Consider the following 15,161-nt stretch of genomic DNA (forward strand, 5'->3'; position numbering starts at 1 on the left):
GAACGAGATGCCTGCCATTGACCGGATGCTGGCGGAGAGCCGCGTCGGGCTTGACCGTGTCCACGCTTCTGATCTGGGGCGGGAGATGGCCGACGGTGCCCTTGTTATGGAAACTAGGCCGGTCGATCAGCGGGAGCGCGACGGTGACCTTCAGGGAGCAGTGGTCATTGACCGAAACGTTCTTGAATGGCGGCTGGATCCGTCAAGTCCCCACCGGCTCCCAATCGCAGGCGACCCTGACCGTCGGATCGTGGTGGTGTGCAAAGAGGGCTACAGTTCCAGCCTCGCTGCGCCCACCCTGCAACGGCTGGGCCTGACCCGGCGACAGACCTCATCGGCGGCTTCCAGGCCTGGGCGGCGCTGCGGAAGTCCGACTAGTTCCGCAGCTTTACGAAACGTCAATTATCGGCTCTCTAAAAGAGTCGAGGGAGTGACAGCAAAAGGGGTTGTTTTCCCAGTGTCGGTAGTGGGCGTTTTCCTCTGGCTCCCGAACTGGCTGGTGCTGGCTAGCGGCTTTCCACGCGTGCGCGCACAGTTCGGTAGGCGAACTCTACGAGGTAGTCGTTGAGGGCATGGCTTGCTTTTTCGGCGTCCTCTGTTTCGCGGTTGAGGATGGCGCGGAGGATTTGGGCGTGTAGGCGTGATCCCTGGCTGATTTCGGCTTGTTCGTCCCGGACGTGGGTGATCCAGAATCGGCGCGAGAGTCCTTGGAGGGGGGCCATGGCGTCGGCGAGGTATTCGTTATGGCTCGCGGCGACGATCATCTGGTGGGTTTCCTTGACTGTGTCCAGGTACTGCCTGAGCGTGAAGCGGTCTGCCTCGAGCAGCTGAACCATTTCCTGCATTGCGTTGCGCTCAAGGTTGGTTGCGGCTTCACAGGCCAGACGCACCGCCAGGGCTTCGAGTACCCGCCGGAGTTCGAGCATCCTTAACTGGGCTTCTACTGAGGCGGGTGGGACGAGTACGCCTTTGTTGGGGTGGATCTCCACGAGCCGGTTCCGGGCCAACTGCTGCAGGGCCTCCCGCACCGGGGTCCGGCCCAGGCCGGTCTTCTCCATCAGGACCGCCTCGGAGACAAGTGAGCCGGGAGTAAGTTCCTGGAAGACGATGAGGCGTTCAATCTCCTCGTAGGCTTGGGCGGCTTTTCCCTGCTGCATCATGCTCCCACTCTAGCCGAACCCCTTGCACAACCGGTATATCGGTCGCATACTGGTGTGACTGGCTTCACCTCCCCTTCCCACTTTCAACAGAATTGAGGTCTGCAATGGCGAAGACCCTTACCGTCGAACGGCGTTCCATCGACTACATCCCACCTGAAGAGCGCCACGGCAAGCCCAGGAGCCTGCTCTTCGTATGGTTCGCTGCCAACACATCCATCACCGCAGTCGTAACAGGTGCCCTGTTTGTCATCTTGGGCAACAGCGCTCTCTGGTCGATCCCGGCCATCATCCTGGGCAACGCGGTAGGCGGGTTTTTCACCGCCCTGCACTCCGCCCAGGGCCCCAAACTCGGTGTGCCACAGATGATCCAGAGCCGGGCGCAATTCGGCTACTTCGGGGCGATCCTGCCGCTGGTCCTGGCCCTGATGATTTACGTCGGCTTCTACGCCACGGGCCTGGTCCTTGGCGGCCAGGCGATCGGCACCCTGCTCCACGTCCCGCCGCAGGTGGGCGCCATGGTCTTCGCACTCATGTCGGCGACACTGGCCATCATCGGCTACCGCTACATCCACAAGTTTTCGCACATTGCCGCCGTCCTGAGTGCCGTCGTGTTCGTCATCCTCCTCGTCCGCATCATCGCCGACGGGAACATCGGCCCAGTCGTGGAGACCAACGCGTTCGATGGGGCCGCGTTCGTCCTGGGCATCTCCCTCTCGGCCTCATGGCAGCTGACCTTCGGACCGTATATTGCGGACTACTCGAGGTATCTACCCGAGGACACCCCCAAGCGCGCCACGATCGGCTGGACCTTCCTGGGCAGCGTCCTGGGCGGCTCCCTGGCCATGACCCTGGGCGCTCTCGCCGCGGCCCTGGGCGGCAAAGCCTTCGGTCACGACCAGGTCGGCTACCTCGCCGGGCTCGGCGGCGCCATCTGGCCGCTGGTCCTGCTCGCCGTGATCCTGGGCAAGCTCACCGGCAACACCCTCAGCTCCTACGGCGGCTACATGTCACTCGCCACGATCATCACCAGCCTCACCGGCCAAGACCGGGTCAGCCCCCGTCAACGCTCGCTCTACGTCATAGCGATCTCGGTCGTTTCACTGGCCATCGCGTTGGCGGCCACCAACAACTTCCTGACCAACTTCACTAACTTTCTGTTGTTCCTGCTCTACTTCATGACCCCCTGGTCGGCCATCAATCTCGTCGACTACTACTGGGTCCGCAAGGAGCGCTACAGCATCGCCCAACTCTTCCTCCGAAACGGCGAATACGGCCGTTTCAACAAAGGCGCCTTCCTGGCATACGCCGTCGGAGTGCTCATCCAAATCCCGTTCATGAACAGCTCGCTCTACGTCGGCCCCATCGCCAACCTGCTCGGAGGCGCAGAAGTAGCCTGGCTCATTGGCCTCGTCGTCGCAGGCGGCCTGTACTACGCCACCTCCCGCGCCGTCCGAAACCGCGCCAGGACCTTTGAATCAATTTCAGGAAAGCCGCATGGGACCGCTGTCCCCGCAACGGCAACCATCACCTCTGAGGAGACCTTGTGAAATACGACCCCGCGCTCGAGCGCAGCCCCCTCCCCTACTCGCCCTTCAAGAGCTGCACCGTTCCCCGACCCATCGGCTGGCTCTCCAGCATCAGCCCGGACGGCGTGGAAAACCTGGCCCCTTACAGCCAGTGGCAGAACCTGACCTTCGACCCGCCCATGGTCATGTTCTCCGCCAACCAATACCCGGACGGGCGGCGGAAAGACACCGTCCTCAACGCGGAGCAGACCGGCTGGTTCGTCTGGAACATGGCCACCTACGACCTCCGTGAGGCCGTCAACATCAGTGCCATGGCACTGCCTTTCGAGGAAAACGAGTTCGACCGCGCCGGCATCAGCAAGCGATACGCCGAGCTCTCCCCCACACCCATGGTTGCCGAGAGCCCCGTTCATTTCGAATGCAAGTACCTCTCAACACACAGAATGACTGGCAACTCCAACGTCGGGACCATCGACATCGTCTTCGCACAGGTCGAACGGATCCACATCAACGACGAAGTCCTCACCCCCGACGGCCGACTCGACATCCCGAAAATCCGGCCCCTGGCCCGAATGGGATACCACGACTACACCTCCATCACAGAGACCTTCGAGATGAAAATCCCCCAAGCGTCCGACGACGAGGCATACGGCCTCGCCGGCCAACCCGCCTAACAAACCCCGCGATCCCGAAGACCCTGCACTCCCCCTGCAGGGTCTTCGGCTACACAGCGGAAGTCACCCAGGGACTGTCTGAATAACGGTGGATCCACAGTTGGCCTGACACGCCGGGCGTTGCCTGGCGGGGAGGACTGATCATGAGCGACACCATGGATCCCATGGCGACTGATGTGGATCAGCAAGAGTTAGCGCAGCAGCTCCTGGCCCAGGCCAAGGAACAGGGCATCGACCTCGTCGGCCCGGGCGGCCTGTTGAACCGGCTCACAAAGAACGTCCTGGAGACCGCGCTAGAAGCGGAAATGGACGAACACCTCGGATACGAAAAACACGACGTGTCCGGACGCGGGAGCGGGAACTCCCGCAACGGCACCCGCATCAAAACCGTGCTGACCGAGATCGGGCCTGTGGAGATCGATGTGCCGCGGGACACCGGCTCGACCTTCGATCCGCAGATCGTGCGCAAGCGGCAACGCCGGCTGACCGGTGTTGACGAGATCGTGTTGTCGTTGAGCGCTAAGGGGCTCACAACCGGGGAAATCGCGGCCCACTTCGCAGAGGTGTTCGGCGCTAGGGTCTCCAAAGACACCATCTCGCGCATCACGGAAAAGGTCATCGGGGAGATGACCGAGTGGCAGAACCGGCCCCTGGACCCGGTCTACCCGGTGATGTTCATCGACGCGATTCACGTCAAGGTCCGCGACGGGCAGGTCACGAACCGGCCAGTCTACGTCGCCATCGGTGTCAGCGTCAGCGGCGAACGCGACATTCTCGGGTTGTGGGCCGGGGACGGCGGCGAAGGGGCTAAGTTCTGGCTCTCCGTGCTGATCGAGATCAAGAACCGCGGCGTCGAGGATGTCTGCATCACAGTCTGCGACGGGCTCAAGGGCCTGCCCGAGGCCATCAACACGGTCTGGGAGCGGGCCGTCGTTCAGACCTGCATCGTGCACCTGATCCGCAACACCTTCCGCTATGCCGCCCGGCAGTACTGGGACGAAATGTCACGCGACCTGCGCCCGGTCTACACGGCCCCGTCCGAGGCTGCGGCTAAGGACCGCTTCGTCGAGTTCTCGGGCAAGTGGGGCCGCCAGTACCCCGCGATCACCCGGCTGTGGGAGAACGCCTGGAGCGAGTTTGTGCCGTTCCTGGACTACGACGTCGAAATCCGGCGGGTCATCTGCAGCACCAACGCCATCGAATCCGTCAACGCCCGCTACCGGCGCGCGGTCAGGGCCAGGGGCCATTTCCCCACCGAGCAGGCGGCCCTGAAATGCCTCTACCTCGCCACCCGGGCACTAGACCCCACAGGCAAAGGCAGGGCACGATGGGCCACACGATGGAAGCCGGCGCTCAACGCCTTCGCCATCACTTTCGACGGAAGAATCAACTAAATGCCAACCGTGGATCCACCGAATATCGGACAGTCCCGTCACCCAATCGGACAAACTACTCCCGGCTCGGCCCAGCCGGTACAGATTTACAGAATATCCATTATCGGCGTTTGAGTCGGCCGCGGGCCTCGAAATGGCAGGAACGACGCGAATTTCAGGTCACACGCTCAGATTCAGGTCACTGAGTGGTTCGCCGGGCCCCTGGGTACGGAATGAACTGCTGAGCAAAAGCGTTCACGGTAGTCTCTTGGAGAAATCTGCAGGCGCTGGTGGAAGATTCTCCGCATTGACTCTGTGCTTCCGAACCCCGATGCCTTCGCGGCCACGGAGACCGTCTGCCCAGCTGCCAGCAGGGCCTTGGCATGGTCTAGGCGGATGTGTTCGACAAATCGTGTTGGTGACATGTGTAACTCAGCAACAAAAAGCCTCGACACCTGCCGGGGACCAAGCCCAATGAGAGAAGACAGAGCGTCGATGCTGTAGTTACCCCCTGGTGGTTGTGTCAAGTATTTCTGGCCCCGGGCGGACGGTTATATTCGGCCCCGGTTGCAAATGACTGTGGCCCCTTCCTCGTGGGAGGTAGGGGCCACTTTCCTGGTTATGGGTGTGGTTCAGGGAGAGCCGACGAGGGCGACTAACGGCTTAGTTTGTCGTGATTTCGTTGTAGAGGGCCTGGACGCGGGTTTTGATGTCGTCTCGGACCAGACGCATGCGTTCGATGCCTTCGATGCCGCGGGTTGAGGGTTCGTCGGTTTCCCAGATTTCGAAGCGTTTTCCTGCGGGTGGGTCGAGTTTGGCTTCTGTGCCGAGGACGATGACGGTGTCCACGGCGTTCAGGATGTCGTCGGTGACGGGTTTGGGGTATTCGCCGGTGGTGTCGATGCCCAGCTCGGTGAGGGATTCAACGGCTTGGCTGTTCAATGACTTGGCGGGTTTGGTGCCGGCGGAGTAGACGGTGACGTTGTCACCGGCGAGGTCGCGCATGAGACCGGCAGCGAGTTGGGATTTGCCGCCGTTCTTGCTGCAGACGAAGAGGACCGCGGGGTGTTCGGTGGTCATTAGAGTGCTGCTTCTTTCGTGAGGGAGGCGACCAGGTGCTTGACCCGGTCGTGGATCTGGTCGCGGATGTCCCGGACGGTGTCCAGGGACTGTCCGGCTGGGTCGGTGAGGTCCCAGTCTTCGTAGCGTTTTCCGGGGTAGATCGGGCAGGAGTCGCCGCAGCCCATGGTGATGACCACATCGGAGGCCCGCACGACGTCATCGGTGAGGGGTTTGGGGTATTCCTTGCCCAGGTCCAGACCCATCTCGGCCATCACGGTCACGACGGTTTCATCGAGTTCGGCGGCCGGGAGGGACCCGGCGGAGCGGACCCGGATCCTGCCTTTGGCTTCGACATTGAGCAACGCGGCAGCCATTTGGGAGCGGCCGGCGTTCTGGACGCAGACGAACAGTACTTCGGGCACGTCGGAGACGATGGCGCCTTTGGATTTGGCCAGGGCGTGGAGCCTGTCGTTGGCGAAGTGTTCGGTGGTGGCGGGCAGGTAGGCGCTGATCTTCGCGGTCCTGGCCAGGGCCGTGTAGGACTCGAACACGTAGCGTTCGACGGTTTCCGTGGCGAACGTTCCGGCGTAGCGGTCGGCGAGGCGGTTACTGATCCGGTGGAGGAGTTCGGTGTTGTCCTGGAGTCCCAGCGTTGTTTCCTGGTGGTCGGTCATGGCAGTACTCCCTCTTGGTGGGTCCGGCTCTTTGTTGACTGGCGCTGGTGGATGGGCTGGTCTAGTTGTCACTGGAGCGGCCGTGGGCGAGGCCGGTCGGGAAGCCGACGAATGCCGGTTCCGGTGCGGCGCAGCAGCTGCCCTGGGGCTCGGGGTCCTGCGCTGCCGATGCGGTGGTCGTGGCGGGGACGTCGCAGCTGGTGCCGGCGTCGGAGGAGCAGACGCCGGTTTCGGGCAGTTCGAGGTGCACGGTGTCCGCCGCTGCCTGGTCGCCGGCGAGGGCGGCGGCGACGGAGCGGACCTGCTCGTACCCGGTGGCCAGCAGGAACGTCGGGGCCCGTCCGTAGGACTTCATGCCGACAATGTAGAAGTCCTTCTCGGGGTGGGCGAGCAGTTTGGCGCCGTGTGGCGGGACGGTGCCGCAGGAGTGGAATTCGGGGTCGATCAGCGGGCCGAGTTCGGTGGGTGCTTCGACGGCCGGGTCGAGGTTCAGGCGCAGTTCACGCAGGATGTCCAGGTCTGGGCGGAACCCGGTGCAGGGCACGATGACGTCGGCGTCGATGGTCCGCCCGTCTACCGATTCGACGCTTACGTTTGTGTCGTGGGTTTTCAGGGTGGCGATGCCGAAGCCGGTGTGCAATTCGATGGTTCCGGCCTCGACGAGGCGGCGGAGCCGGGATCCGAGCTGGCCGCGGGCGGGTAGACCGTCGGCGTCACCTCCGCCGTAGACCTTTTCGGCGGATGTGCCACGGACGGCCCAGAGGATGCTGGTGCCGGGTTCGCCCTTGGCGAGGTCGGCGAGGTTGATCAGGGTGTTCGCTGCTGAGTGACCGGCACCGACGACGAGAACACGGCGGCCAGCGAACGCGGCGCGGTCCCGGCCGGCTACGTCGGGCAGGGGTGAGGAGATCCGGTCCGCGGCGGTGTTCTCGCCGATGGCCGGCATGCCCGAGGTGCCGAGCGGATTGCGGGTGGACCAGGTCCCGGAGGCGTCGATGACGGCGGCGACGGTGTGGTCCCGGACCTCGCCGCCGTCGTGCTCGACGCGGACAACGAACGGGGTAGTGTCCCGGTCCCGGACGTGGGTCTTATCCATACCTTGACGGGTGACGGCGACAACGCGCGCGCCGGTCTGCAGCCGGGAAGCGATCTGGGCGGTGGCGGCCAGCGGGGTGAGGTAGTGGTCGATGAGTTCGCCGCCATACGGAAGCGCTGTGGGGCGGGGTGATTCCCAGCCGGTGGGTTCGAGCAGGCGCACGGCGGCGTCGTCGAGGTTGAACCGCCATGGGGAGAACAGCCGGATGTGGCGCCATTGTTCGATGGCGGCACCGGCGGTGGGTCCGGCTTCGAAGATGACCGGTTCGATTCCGCGTTCGAGCAAATGTGCGGCGGTGGCCAGGCCGATGGGTCCTGCGCCGATCACGGCGACGGGAAGGTTCTTCACTGAATCCATGCTGTCCTCTGTTCTTTTCCGTTGGTGTGGCGGTTTCGGGGTGGGTGCCTGCCGGTCCTTGTGGGGCCGGCAGGCCGAGGCGGTGCTGTTCAGCAGCAGTCCGGGTCGTCTTCGTCGCAGCAGCCCGTGTCGGTGCAGCATCCGGTGTCCATCCAGTTCACCCCCTCCCGTTTCGAGTGGTTAGGCGTGGGTTGGTTCTTCGACCAGGGCGGTGGCGATGCTGTCGGCGTCCTCCAGCGCTGCGAGGAACCGTTCGGCGTCCAATGCGGCGGCGCAGCCGGTGCCCGCGGCGGTAATGGCCTGCCGGTAGCGGTGATCCACGGCGTCACCGCAGGCGAAGACACCCGAGAGGTTGGTGACCGTGGTGGGTGAGTCGACCTTGATGTAGCCCTCAGCGTCCAGATCGACCTGTCCGGTGACCAGTTCGGTGCGGGGCAGGTGGCCGATGGCGATGAAGATGCCGGTGGCGGCCTGTTCGCGGGTTTCTCCGGTGCGGGTGTCCGTCAGGGTGACACCGGTGACCTTGGTATCGCCGTGGATCTTGGTGATGGCGGAGTTCCAGGCGAAGGTGATCTTGGGGTTGTCCTTGGCGCGCTGGGCCATGATCCGGGAGGCGCGGAGTTCGTCTTTGCGGACGACGACGGTGACGGTCCTGGCGAAGCGGGTCAGGAAGGTCGCTTCCTCCATGGCTGAGTCGCCGCCGCCGACGACGATGATGTCCTGTTCGCGGAAGAAGAACCCATCGCAGGTCGCACACCAGGACACTCCGTGGCCGCTGAGCTTCTTCTCTTCCGGCAGGCCAAGTTCCTTATAGGCCGAGCCGGTGGCGAGGATAACGGCAGGGGCTTCGTGCGTGTTACCGGCTCCGGTGACGACGCGCTTGAGGTGACCCTTCAGATCGACCTCGGTGACGTCGTCGAACACGATCCGGGCACCGAACTTTTCGGCCTGCTCCTGGAGCCCATCCATCAGTTCCGGGCCCTGGACGCCGCCCGGGAAGCCGGGGAAGTTCTCCACCTCGGTGGTGTTCATCAACGCGCCGCCGGCGGTGACCGAACCGGCCAGGACCAAAGGGGTCAACCCGGCCCGGGCGGCATAAATCGCCGCCGTGTATCCGGCCGGGCCGGAGCCGATGATGATCAGCTGTTCGGCGTGGACGTCGGTGCTCACAAGAATCTCCTGATACTCAAGAAAGGGGTGGGGGTTACTTGGCGGCGGGCGTCAGCGAGGCGATCAGGGCCTCGATGCGGGTTTTGATCTCGTCGCGGATCGGACGGACGGCGTCCACGCCCTGGCCGGCGGGGTCTTCAAGGACCCAGTCTTCGTAGCGCTTGCCGGGGAAGTACGGGCATTCATCGCCGCAGCCCATGGTGATCACGACGTCGGATTCCTTCACGGCCTCGGTGGTCAGGACCTTCGGGATTTCGGCGGACATATCGATGCCAAGCTCGGCCATGGCCTCCACGGCGGCTGGGTTGACCTTGTCCGCGGGCTGGGACCCGGCGGAGCGGACCTCGATCTCACCCTTGCCAAGGGTGGTCAGGAATGCGGCGGCCATCTGTGACCGTCCGGCGTTGTGAACGCAGACGAACAGGACGGAAGGCTTCTTGGTGGTTTCGGTGCTCACGGTGTTTCTCCTGAATCAGTTGCTTGGTCTGGATGGTCGTGCCGAGCCAATACCCAACAAGTTACATTGATGTTCATCGATATATTGAGTATCGGCGCATAAATTGACGTTTGTCAATATTCCAGTCAGGCTGCCCGCACGCGGAGGGCCAGGTCGTGGACTCGGCGTGAAATGTCGGCGAAGGCGTCCTCGAACGCGGGGTCATTGTTCAGCCGCAGTGGATCCGGAACCGACCAGTGAATCCCGTGCAGGCCCGGGAGCTCCTCGTGGGCGTTGTCGCAGACGGTGACTATCAGGTCTTCGTCGAGGGCCACCTCGTCGATCCGGCGAGGCAGGGCATCACGCAGGTTGAGGCCATTGCGGCGCGCTACTTCAATGGCGCCCTGGGCCACGTGCTCCGCGGGATGCGTTCCCGCCGACGCCGAGGGAACGCTGCTGATATTGGCCCAGAGTGCAGCGGCCAGCTGAGAACGGGCGCTGTTACGGGTGCAGACGAACAGGACCCTGCGCGCATCATGCTCCCGGCCCGGGACCAGGCCCTCCAGGGCCGCGGGCGCCAGCTTGAAGTAGCTGCGACGCCTGTCGGCTTCGGAGCGCAGCCGTACCGCCAGCCCGGCCTCTTCCAGCGTCCGCAGGTGATGGGAGAGCAGGTTGGACGGCATTCCCAATTCGGACTGCAGCTCCTTGGGTGACAGGTCGCCCAGGGTCAGCAGGTCCACGATGCGCAGCCGCGCAGGGTCGGCCAGTGCGGCATGCTTGGCCACCCTGGCCTGAAATGTCACTCCTTGGTCAATATTCATTGATTCAATTTTGACTGAACTAAGTGGGTCGGTCAATCCGGTAGTCCCTGGCGGAGGTTATGCGTCCGTTCCAATGCTGCTGGTGAAGTAGCGCTTGCGGGCCCAGAGGGCTGCGTAAACGAGTGCAACGAGGACGGGAACCTCGATCAGTGGCCCGACGACGCCGGCGAGGGCCTGTCCGGAGGTGACGCCGAAGGTGCCAATCGCGACGGCAATGGCGAGCTCGAAGTTGTTCCCGGCCGCGGTGAATGCCAGTGTCGTGGTCTTGGCATAACCAAGGTTGAGCAGCCGGCCAAGGACCATGCCCACTCCGAAGACGACGAGGAAGTAGACCAGCAAGGGTACTGCGATGCGGACCACGTCCAACGGCCTGGACGTTATCGTGCCGCCCTGCAGCGCAAACAGGAGCGTGATGGTGAACAGGAGGCCGTAGAGAGCCCAGGGTCCGAGCTTGGGCAGCAGCTTGGTTTCGTACCAGTCCCGCCCCTTGGCCTTCTCGCCAATGGTGCGGGTCAGGAACCCGGCCAGCAGCGGGATGCCCAGGAAGATCAGCACCGAGAGGGTGATGGCCCAGAACGAGAAGTCCGCGCTGGTGGTCGGCAGGCCCAGGAGGGACGGCAGCCACTGGAGGTAGAACCAGCCAAGGGCGCCGAACGCGAACACCTGGAAGACGGAGTTGATGAACACGAGCACGGCCGCGGATTCGCGGTCACCACAGGCAAGGTCATTCCAGATCATGACCATGGCGATGCACCGGGCGAGTCCGACAATGATCAGCCCCGTGCGGTACTCGGGAAGATCCGGGATGAAGATCCATGCGAGGGCAAACATGAACGCCGGAGCCAGGATCCAGTTGATCACCAGCGAAGTGATCATCAGCTTCCGGTCGGCCAACACCCGGTGCGCCTGGTCATAGCGGACCTTGGCGAGGACCGGATACATCATGACGAGAAGACCGACGGCGATCGGCAGGGACACCTCGCCGACTTTCACGGCCTCCAGTGCCGTGTTCAGGCCGGGGATCAGGCTACCGAGCAGCAGGCCAAGCGCCATGGCGGCGATGATCCACACAGGCAGGAAACGGTCAAGGGTGGAGAGTTTGCCGACGACGGCAGTCTCTCCCCGGCGGAGGGGTGGTGTATCGGTCCGGTTACTCACGGGTCTCCTGTGCAGCTGGCAATAAATTGACGGGATCGATATGCGAGTATTCCGGCCTATATCGATGAATGTCAATCTGTGTGCATAATGGGACACATGAACTCTCTGCAAACTCTTGAGCCCAGCGCCGACGCCTCATGCTGCGTGCCGGCCGACAAGGCCGCACTGAGCGCTGAAGAAGCACAGCAGAAAGCCCTCGTTTTCAAGGCCCTGGCCGACCCGAACCGGCTGCGGCTGCTCTCCATCGTCAAGGCCGAAGCCTCCGGTGAATCCTGCGTCTGCGACCTCACCGAGCCGCTCGACCTGAGCCAGCCGACCGTCTCCCACCACCTGAAAATCCTCGTCGACGCCGGACTGCTGCACCGCGAAAAGCGCGGCACGTGGGCCTACTACTCCCTCGTCCCGGGAGTCATCGAAGATGTCTCCGGGATCCTGGCCGGCCTGTGACAGGCACGATCCGTCTGCGGGACATGCAGGCAGCGGACTGGCCCGCCGTTGCCCGGATCTACCAGGACGGCATCGACGCCGGCCACGCCACCTTCGAGTCCACCGCCCCGGGCTGGCCCGCATTCGACGCATCCCGGCTGCGTGCCCACCGTCACCTCGCCACCGCAGACACCGGTGAGGTCCTGGGCTGGGCGGCGGTAACCCCGGTATCATCCCGGCCGGCCTACGCCGGTGTGGTCGAGCACTCCGTCTACGTCGCTTTCCACGCCCACGGGCTCGGCATCGGAAAAGCACTTCTCCAAGCCCTCGTAGCTTCTACCGAGGCCTCGGGGATCTGGACCATCCAATCCAGCGTTTTCCCCGAAAACACCGCCAGCCTCCGGCTGCACCAGGGCGCCGGATTCACCGTCGTCGGCCGCCGGCACCGGATCGCCCGCATGCCTCACGGCCCCCTCGCCGGGCACTGGCGCGACACAATCCTCATCGAACGCCGTTCACCCACCACCTGAGAACAACGCCTCGCCACCGCAGTCAAGCGGTCGCCACGGGTAGTTCCAGCCGCCCTCAGCCGGCGGACTGCTGGGCAATCGTCTGGGCAAGCCGGTAAGAATCGCTTCCGGTTTCGATGATCGTGCCGTTGAACGTCAGCCGGTCCACGATCGCCGCGCAGAGCCTCGGGTCCGTGAACGTCTTCGTCCAGCCTGAAAACGACTCATTCGAAGCAATAGCAATCGAATTCTTCTCTTCCCGTTCGGTCAGGACCTGGAACAACAGTTCGGCCCCGCGGCGATCCAGTTCCATGTAGCCAAGCTCATCGATGCAGAGCAGATCGACCCTGCCGTAACGGGCGATGGTCTTGGCCAGGATCTTCTCATCGGCGGCTTCCACGAGTTCGTTCACGAGCCTCGTGGCAAGGGTGTACTTGACCCGGTATCCCTGTTCAGCTGCCGCCGTTCCCAAACCGATCAGCAAATGGGACTTACCGGTCCCCGAATCTCCGATCAGGCAAAGTGGGGAGCCCTTGCGGATCCAGTCCCCGGTTGCCAGCGTATGGATGGTTGCCGGATTGATGTTCGGGTTCGCGTCAAAGTCGAAGTCGCCCAACCATTTGTTCCGTGGAAAGTTCGCAGCCTTGACACGGCGGATCGAGGAACGCCTGTCCCGGTCATCGCATTCTGCCAGCAACAGTTCCGCCAGAAACCCCTGATACGTGAGCTGTTCCTTTCCGGCAACGGTAAGTGCTTCATTCAACACCGCACGGACGGTGGGCAGGCGGAGACGCCGACAGGCCAGATCCACGGCCGCGATGGCTGCCTGTTCTGTCATACCGCGCCTTCGTCGCAACGTCGGGGTGACGGAAACGGCGGGGGCTGTAGGGCTCATGAGATGTTCTCCTTCGACGCTGTTTCCTGTCCAGTGGCGTGCGAGCTGCGCTTTGCAAGCAACTCGTCATAAGCGTTCAATGTCGGCAGCGGCCGAGTATCCCGCGGCAGCCCCGCGATGACGGCGGCGGGATCCATCAGACGGCGTTGGGTCAAACTGACAACCCGTTGAACTTTCCCGCCCGCACGTGCACCAGGGTGACGAACCGCGGTGGCCCCACCGGCCAAAGCAGCCGTGGCGGCATGTCGGCGGGCTTCGACCGCGACGACATCGGCACTGACCGCTCCCACGCCAAGAGCCGCGATAATGCCCGCTTCGACGTCCCCGGCGTCCATGCAGCGATGCAGCAACAGAACATCAATCAGTTCACGGGTCCCGTCGGCATCGCCATTGACTCTCCGGGAGGCAGCCCAAAACGCCTCGTGTGCGCTGGTGAACGCACCGGACTCACGGGCACGGGCCAGAGCCGTGGAACCCGGGAAAGCACCGGGCTTGGTCTTCAAAACCTCCAGATAGTGATCCAACTGGACAGAACACCCGGACCTTGCAGCGATCCTCTGATGCCTGGCCACCACCACACGACCGTCGAAAACCACGACCTCGGAGGCACGCAAAGACACCCTGACGCGGCGCCCAATGAACCGCGCCGGAACCGAATACTTCACCATCCGAACGGTCACCATCGATGACCGGTCAACCCTCGGACTCAACACCAAACCAGGATCAAACACCTCAACCGGCAAGGCGGACAAACAGGACCGCTCGGCAGCGAAGTCCTGTCCGATGGTCCGGATCCTGTCGTTGATCCGGCGGCCCTCGTCTTGCGACTCCCATCCCTTGATCCTGTCGTTGAGCTCATCCAACGAGGAGACCACCGGCATAGGAGTGAGTCGGTTCCGGCGGAACCACCCAACTTCACCCTCAACCCCACCCTTTTCATGTGCGCCGGCAATACCTGGCTGGCAGTAAAAGGCATCAAAACCATAATGCGAACGGAACAGCACCCAACGGTCGTTCTCCTGCCGGCGCCTGCCCTTGCCAAACACCACCGACGTCACGGCGCTGGTGAGGTTGTCATAGCGGATGTGCTTCACGGGCACCCCGCCGACCTCATTGAATGCCTCGATGTGGCCCTCGAGAAAAGCCTCCTGGGCCTGCGTCGGATACACGCGGTGAATGGATTTACCAGAATGGGACAACCGGAAAACAAACATGTGGCACTTGATCTTGGCGCCATTCAGAACGACCCACACTTCGCCGAAATCGACCTCGGCCTCAGCACCCGGAGCGTGCTCCTGGGGCACAAACACCTCAACCCTCCGGCCGGCTTCGAGATCGATCTGTGCCCGCCGGACACGCACGTAATCCCGCACCGTTGAGTACGACAACTCCTGCGCGTCGTGCTCTTCGACCAACCGCGCAAGAATCCGCCGCGCAGTGTGGCGCTGCTTCCGCGGGGCAGTCGTGTCACTGATAAGCATTTCGTCGATCGCTGTCTTAAACGGCTCTAGCCGCCACGCAACACCCCGTCTGGGTTTGCGTTCCGGGGGAATAGCCGCCTCCAGGGCCTGACGAACCGTTCTTCGGTGCACCCGGTGGCGGACCGCCAAGGCGCGGACCGACAACCCCTCCACCCGAGCATCCCGTCGAATCCGCGCGAACAACTCCACCCTTGACTCCATCCGGACCAACCCTCCGCCGCGTCCATCCACTGACGAATCCAACGATGAGGGTGGGGCCATATATACCCGTCACACGTGCCCGGTGAGTCACAAAATGGGGCCAGAAATAACCGTCCTACCGGGGCCATCCAAACCTGTCACA

General features: G+C 63.3%; 17 protein-coding genes. 6 read left to right on the plus strand and 11 right to left on the minus strand.

All coding sequences use genetic code 11. The features are described from left to right. Positions 1-106 precede the first annotated feature (106 nt). Positions 107-568, plus strand: coding sequence for a hypothetical protein (locus NIBR502771_RS21190; protein ID WP_371706651.1), 462 nt, complete (start codon positions 107-109; stop codon positions 566-568). On the opposite strand, the gene NIBR502771_RS04610 is transcribed toward NIBR502771_RS21190, so the two are convergent. Then, complete coding sequence (locus tag NIBR502771_RS04610) at positions 507-1,160, minus strand: GntR family transcriptional regulator (protein ID WP_141158696.1); 654 nt, start codon at positions 1,158-1,160, stop codon at positions 507-509. The two genes, NIBR502771_RS21190 and NIBR502771_RS04610, sit on opposite strands and share 62 nt — an antisense overlap. Before the next feature lie 104 nt (positions 1,161-1,264). Between NIBR502771_RS04610 and NIBR502771_RS04615 the strand changes: the two genes are divergently transcribed. The 3 genes from NIBR502771_RS04615 (at position 1,265) to NIBR502771_RS04625 (ending at position 4,754) form a co-directional block, all read left to right on the plus strand. Next, positions 1,265-2,707, plus strand: a complete 1,443-nt coding sequence (locus NIBR502771_RS04615; RefSeq protein WP_141158697.1) for a cytosine permease — start codon at positions 1,265-1,267, stop codon at positions 2,705-2,707. After that, a complete protein-coding gene (locus NIBR502771_RS04620; protein ID WP_141158698.1) occupies positions 2,704-3,360 on the plus strand; it encodes a flavin reductase family protein in 657 nt (218 codons plus the stop codon). Before NIBR502771_RS04615 ends, NIBR502771_RS04620 begins: the two co-directional genes overlap by 4 nt. Positions 3,361-3,515: 155 nt before the next feature. Beyond that, positions 3,516-4,754 (plus strand): IS256 family transposase, encoded by a 1,239-nt coding sequence (locus NIBR502771_RS04625; RefSeq protein WP_371706652.1) that lies wholly within the window; start codon positions 3,516-3,518, stop codon positions 4,752-4,754. A gap of 173 nt (positions 4,755-4,927) precedes the next feature. Here NIBR502771_RS04625 and NIBR502771_RS21195 read toward each other — a convergent pair whose 3' ends face one another. From NIBR502771_RS21195 to arsB, 8 genes are all read right to left on the minus strand, one after another. Continuing rightward, positions 4,928-5,158, minus strand: coding sequence for a helix-turn-helix domain-containing protein (locus tag NIBR502771_RS21195; protein ID WP_371706620.1), 231 nt, complete (start codon positions 5,156-5,158; stop codon positions 4,928-4,930). A 238-nt stretch (positions 5,159-5,396) separates the two neighbouring features. Beyond that, positions 5,397-5,813 (minus strand): low molecular weight phosphatase family protein, encoded by a 417-nt coding sequence (locus NIBR502771_RS04635; protein WP_141158701.1) that lies wholly within the window; start codon positions 5,811-5,813, stop codon positions 5,397-5,399. Beyond that, positions 5,813-6,469 carry an arsenate reductase ArsC gene (locus NIBR502771_RS04640; RefSeq protein WP_141158702.1) on the minus strand — a complete coding sequence of 219 codons (657 nt, stop codon included), beginning with the start codon at positions 6,467-6,469 and terminating at the stop codon, positions 5,813-5,815. The genes NIBR502771_RS04635 and NIBR502771_RS04640 overlap by 1 nt, the downstream gene beginning before the upstream one ends. A gap of 61 nt (positions 6,470-6,530) precedes the next feature. Beyond that, positions 6,531-7,922: an FAD-dependent oxidoreductase gene (locus tag NIBR502771_RS04645; protein ID WP_141158703.1), complete on the minus strand. Its 1,392-nt coding sequence runs from the start codon at positions 7,920-7,922 to the stop codon at positions 6,531-6,533. Positions 7,923-8,102: 180 nt separating this feature from the next. Next, on the minus strand, positions 8,103-9,092 hold the full coding sequence (gene trxB, locus NIBR502771_RS04650) for a thioredoxin-disulfide reductase (RefSeq protein WP_141158704.1): 990 nt from the start codon (positions 9,090-9,092) through the stop codon (positions 8,103-8,105). 34 nt (positions 9,093-9,126) lie between these two features. Next, entirely contained in the window at positions 9,127-9,549 is a 423-nt protein-coding gene (locus NIBR502771_RS04655) for an arsenate reductase ArsC (RefSeq protein ID WP_141158705.1), read from the minus strand. 125 nt (positions 9,550-9,674) lie between these two features. After that, complete coding sequence (locus NIBR502771_RS04660) at positions 9,675-10,349, minus strand: helix-turn-helix domain-containing protein (RefSeq protein ID WP_141158706.1); 675 nt, start codon at positions 10,347-10,349, stop codon at positions 9,675-9,677. A 57-nt stretch (positions 10,350-10,406) separates the two neighbouring features. Continuing rightward, the gene (arsB, locus tag NIBR502771_RS04665) at positions 10,407-11,402 is read right to left on the minus strand and encodes an ACR3 family arsenite efflux transporter (protein WP_246839884.1); all 996 of its coding nucleotides are present in this window, start codon (positions 11,400-11,402) and stop codon (positions 10,407-10,409) included. Positions 11,403-11,603: 201 nt separating this feature from the next. On the opposite strand from arsB, the gene NIBR502771_RS04670 reads away from it, so the two are divergent. Both NIBR502771_RS04670 and NIBR502771_RS04675 read left to right on the plus strand, forming a co-directional pair. Beyond that, positions 11,604-11,954, plus strand: coding sequence for a metalloregulator ArsR/SmtB family transcription factor (locus NIBR502771_RS04670; RefSeq protein WP_141158708.1), 351 nt, complete (start codon positions 11,604-11,606; stop codon positions 11,952-11,954). A 23-nt stretch (positions 11,955-11,977) separates the two neighbouring features. Then, complete coding sequence (locus NIBR502771_RS04675) at positions 11,978-12,463, plus strand: GNAT family N-acetyltransferase (protein ID WP_141161410.1); 486 nt, start codon at positions 11,978-11,980, stop codon at positions 12,461-12,463. 55 nt (positions 12,464-12,518) lie between these two features. On the opposite strand, the gene istB is transcribed toward NIBR502771_RS04675, so the two are convergent. Together istB and istA are read right to left on the minus strand one after the other, a co-directional pair. After that, entirely contained in the window at positions 12,519-13,337 is an 819-nt protein-coding gene (istB, locus tag NIBR502771_RS04680; RefSeq protein WP_141158709.1) for an IS21-like element helper ATPase IstB, read from the minus strand. After that, positions 13,334-15,019 carry an IS21 family transposase gene (gene istA, locus NIBR502771_RS04685; protein WP_141161411.1) on the minus strand — a complete coding sequence of 562 codons (1,686 nt, stop codon included), beginning with the start codon at positions 15,017-15,019 and terminating at the stop codon, positions 13,334-13,336. Before istA ends, istB begins: the two co-directional genes overlap by 4 nt. Between the last annotated feature and the right edge of the window lie 142 nt (positions 15,020-15,161).

Origin of the sequence: Pseudarthrobacter sp. NIBRBAC000502771 (assembly GCF_006517215.1) — a bacterium.
In the GTDB taxonomy this organism is placed as follows: Bacteria; Actinomycetota; Actinomycetes; order Actinomycetales; family Micrococcaceae; genus Arthrobacter; species Arthrobacter niigatensis.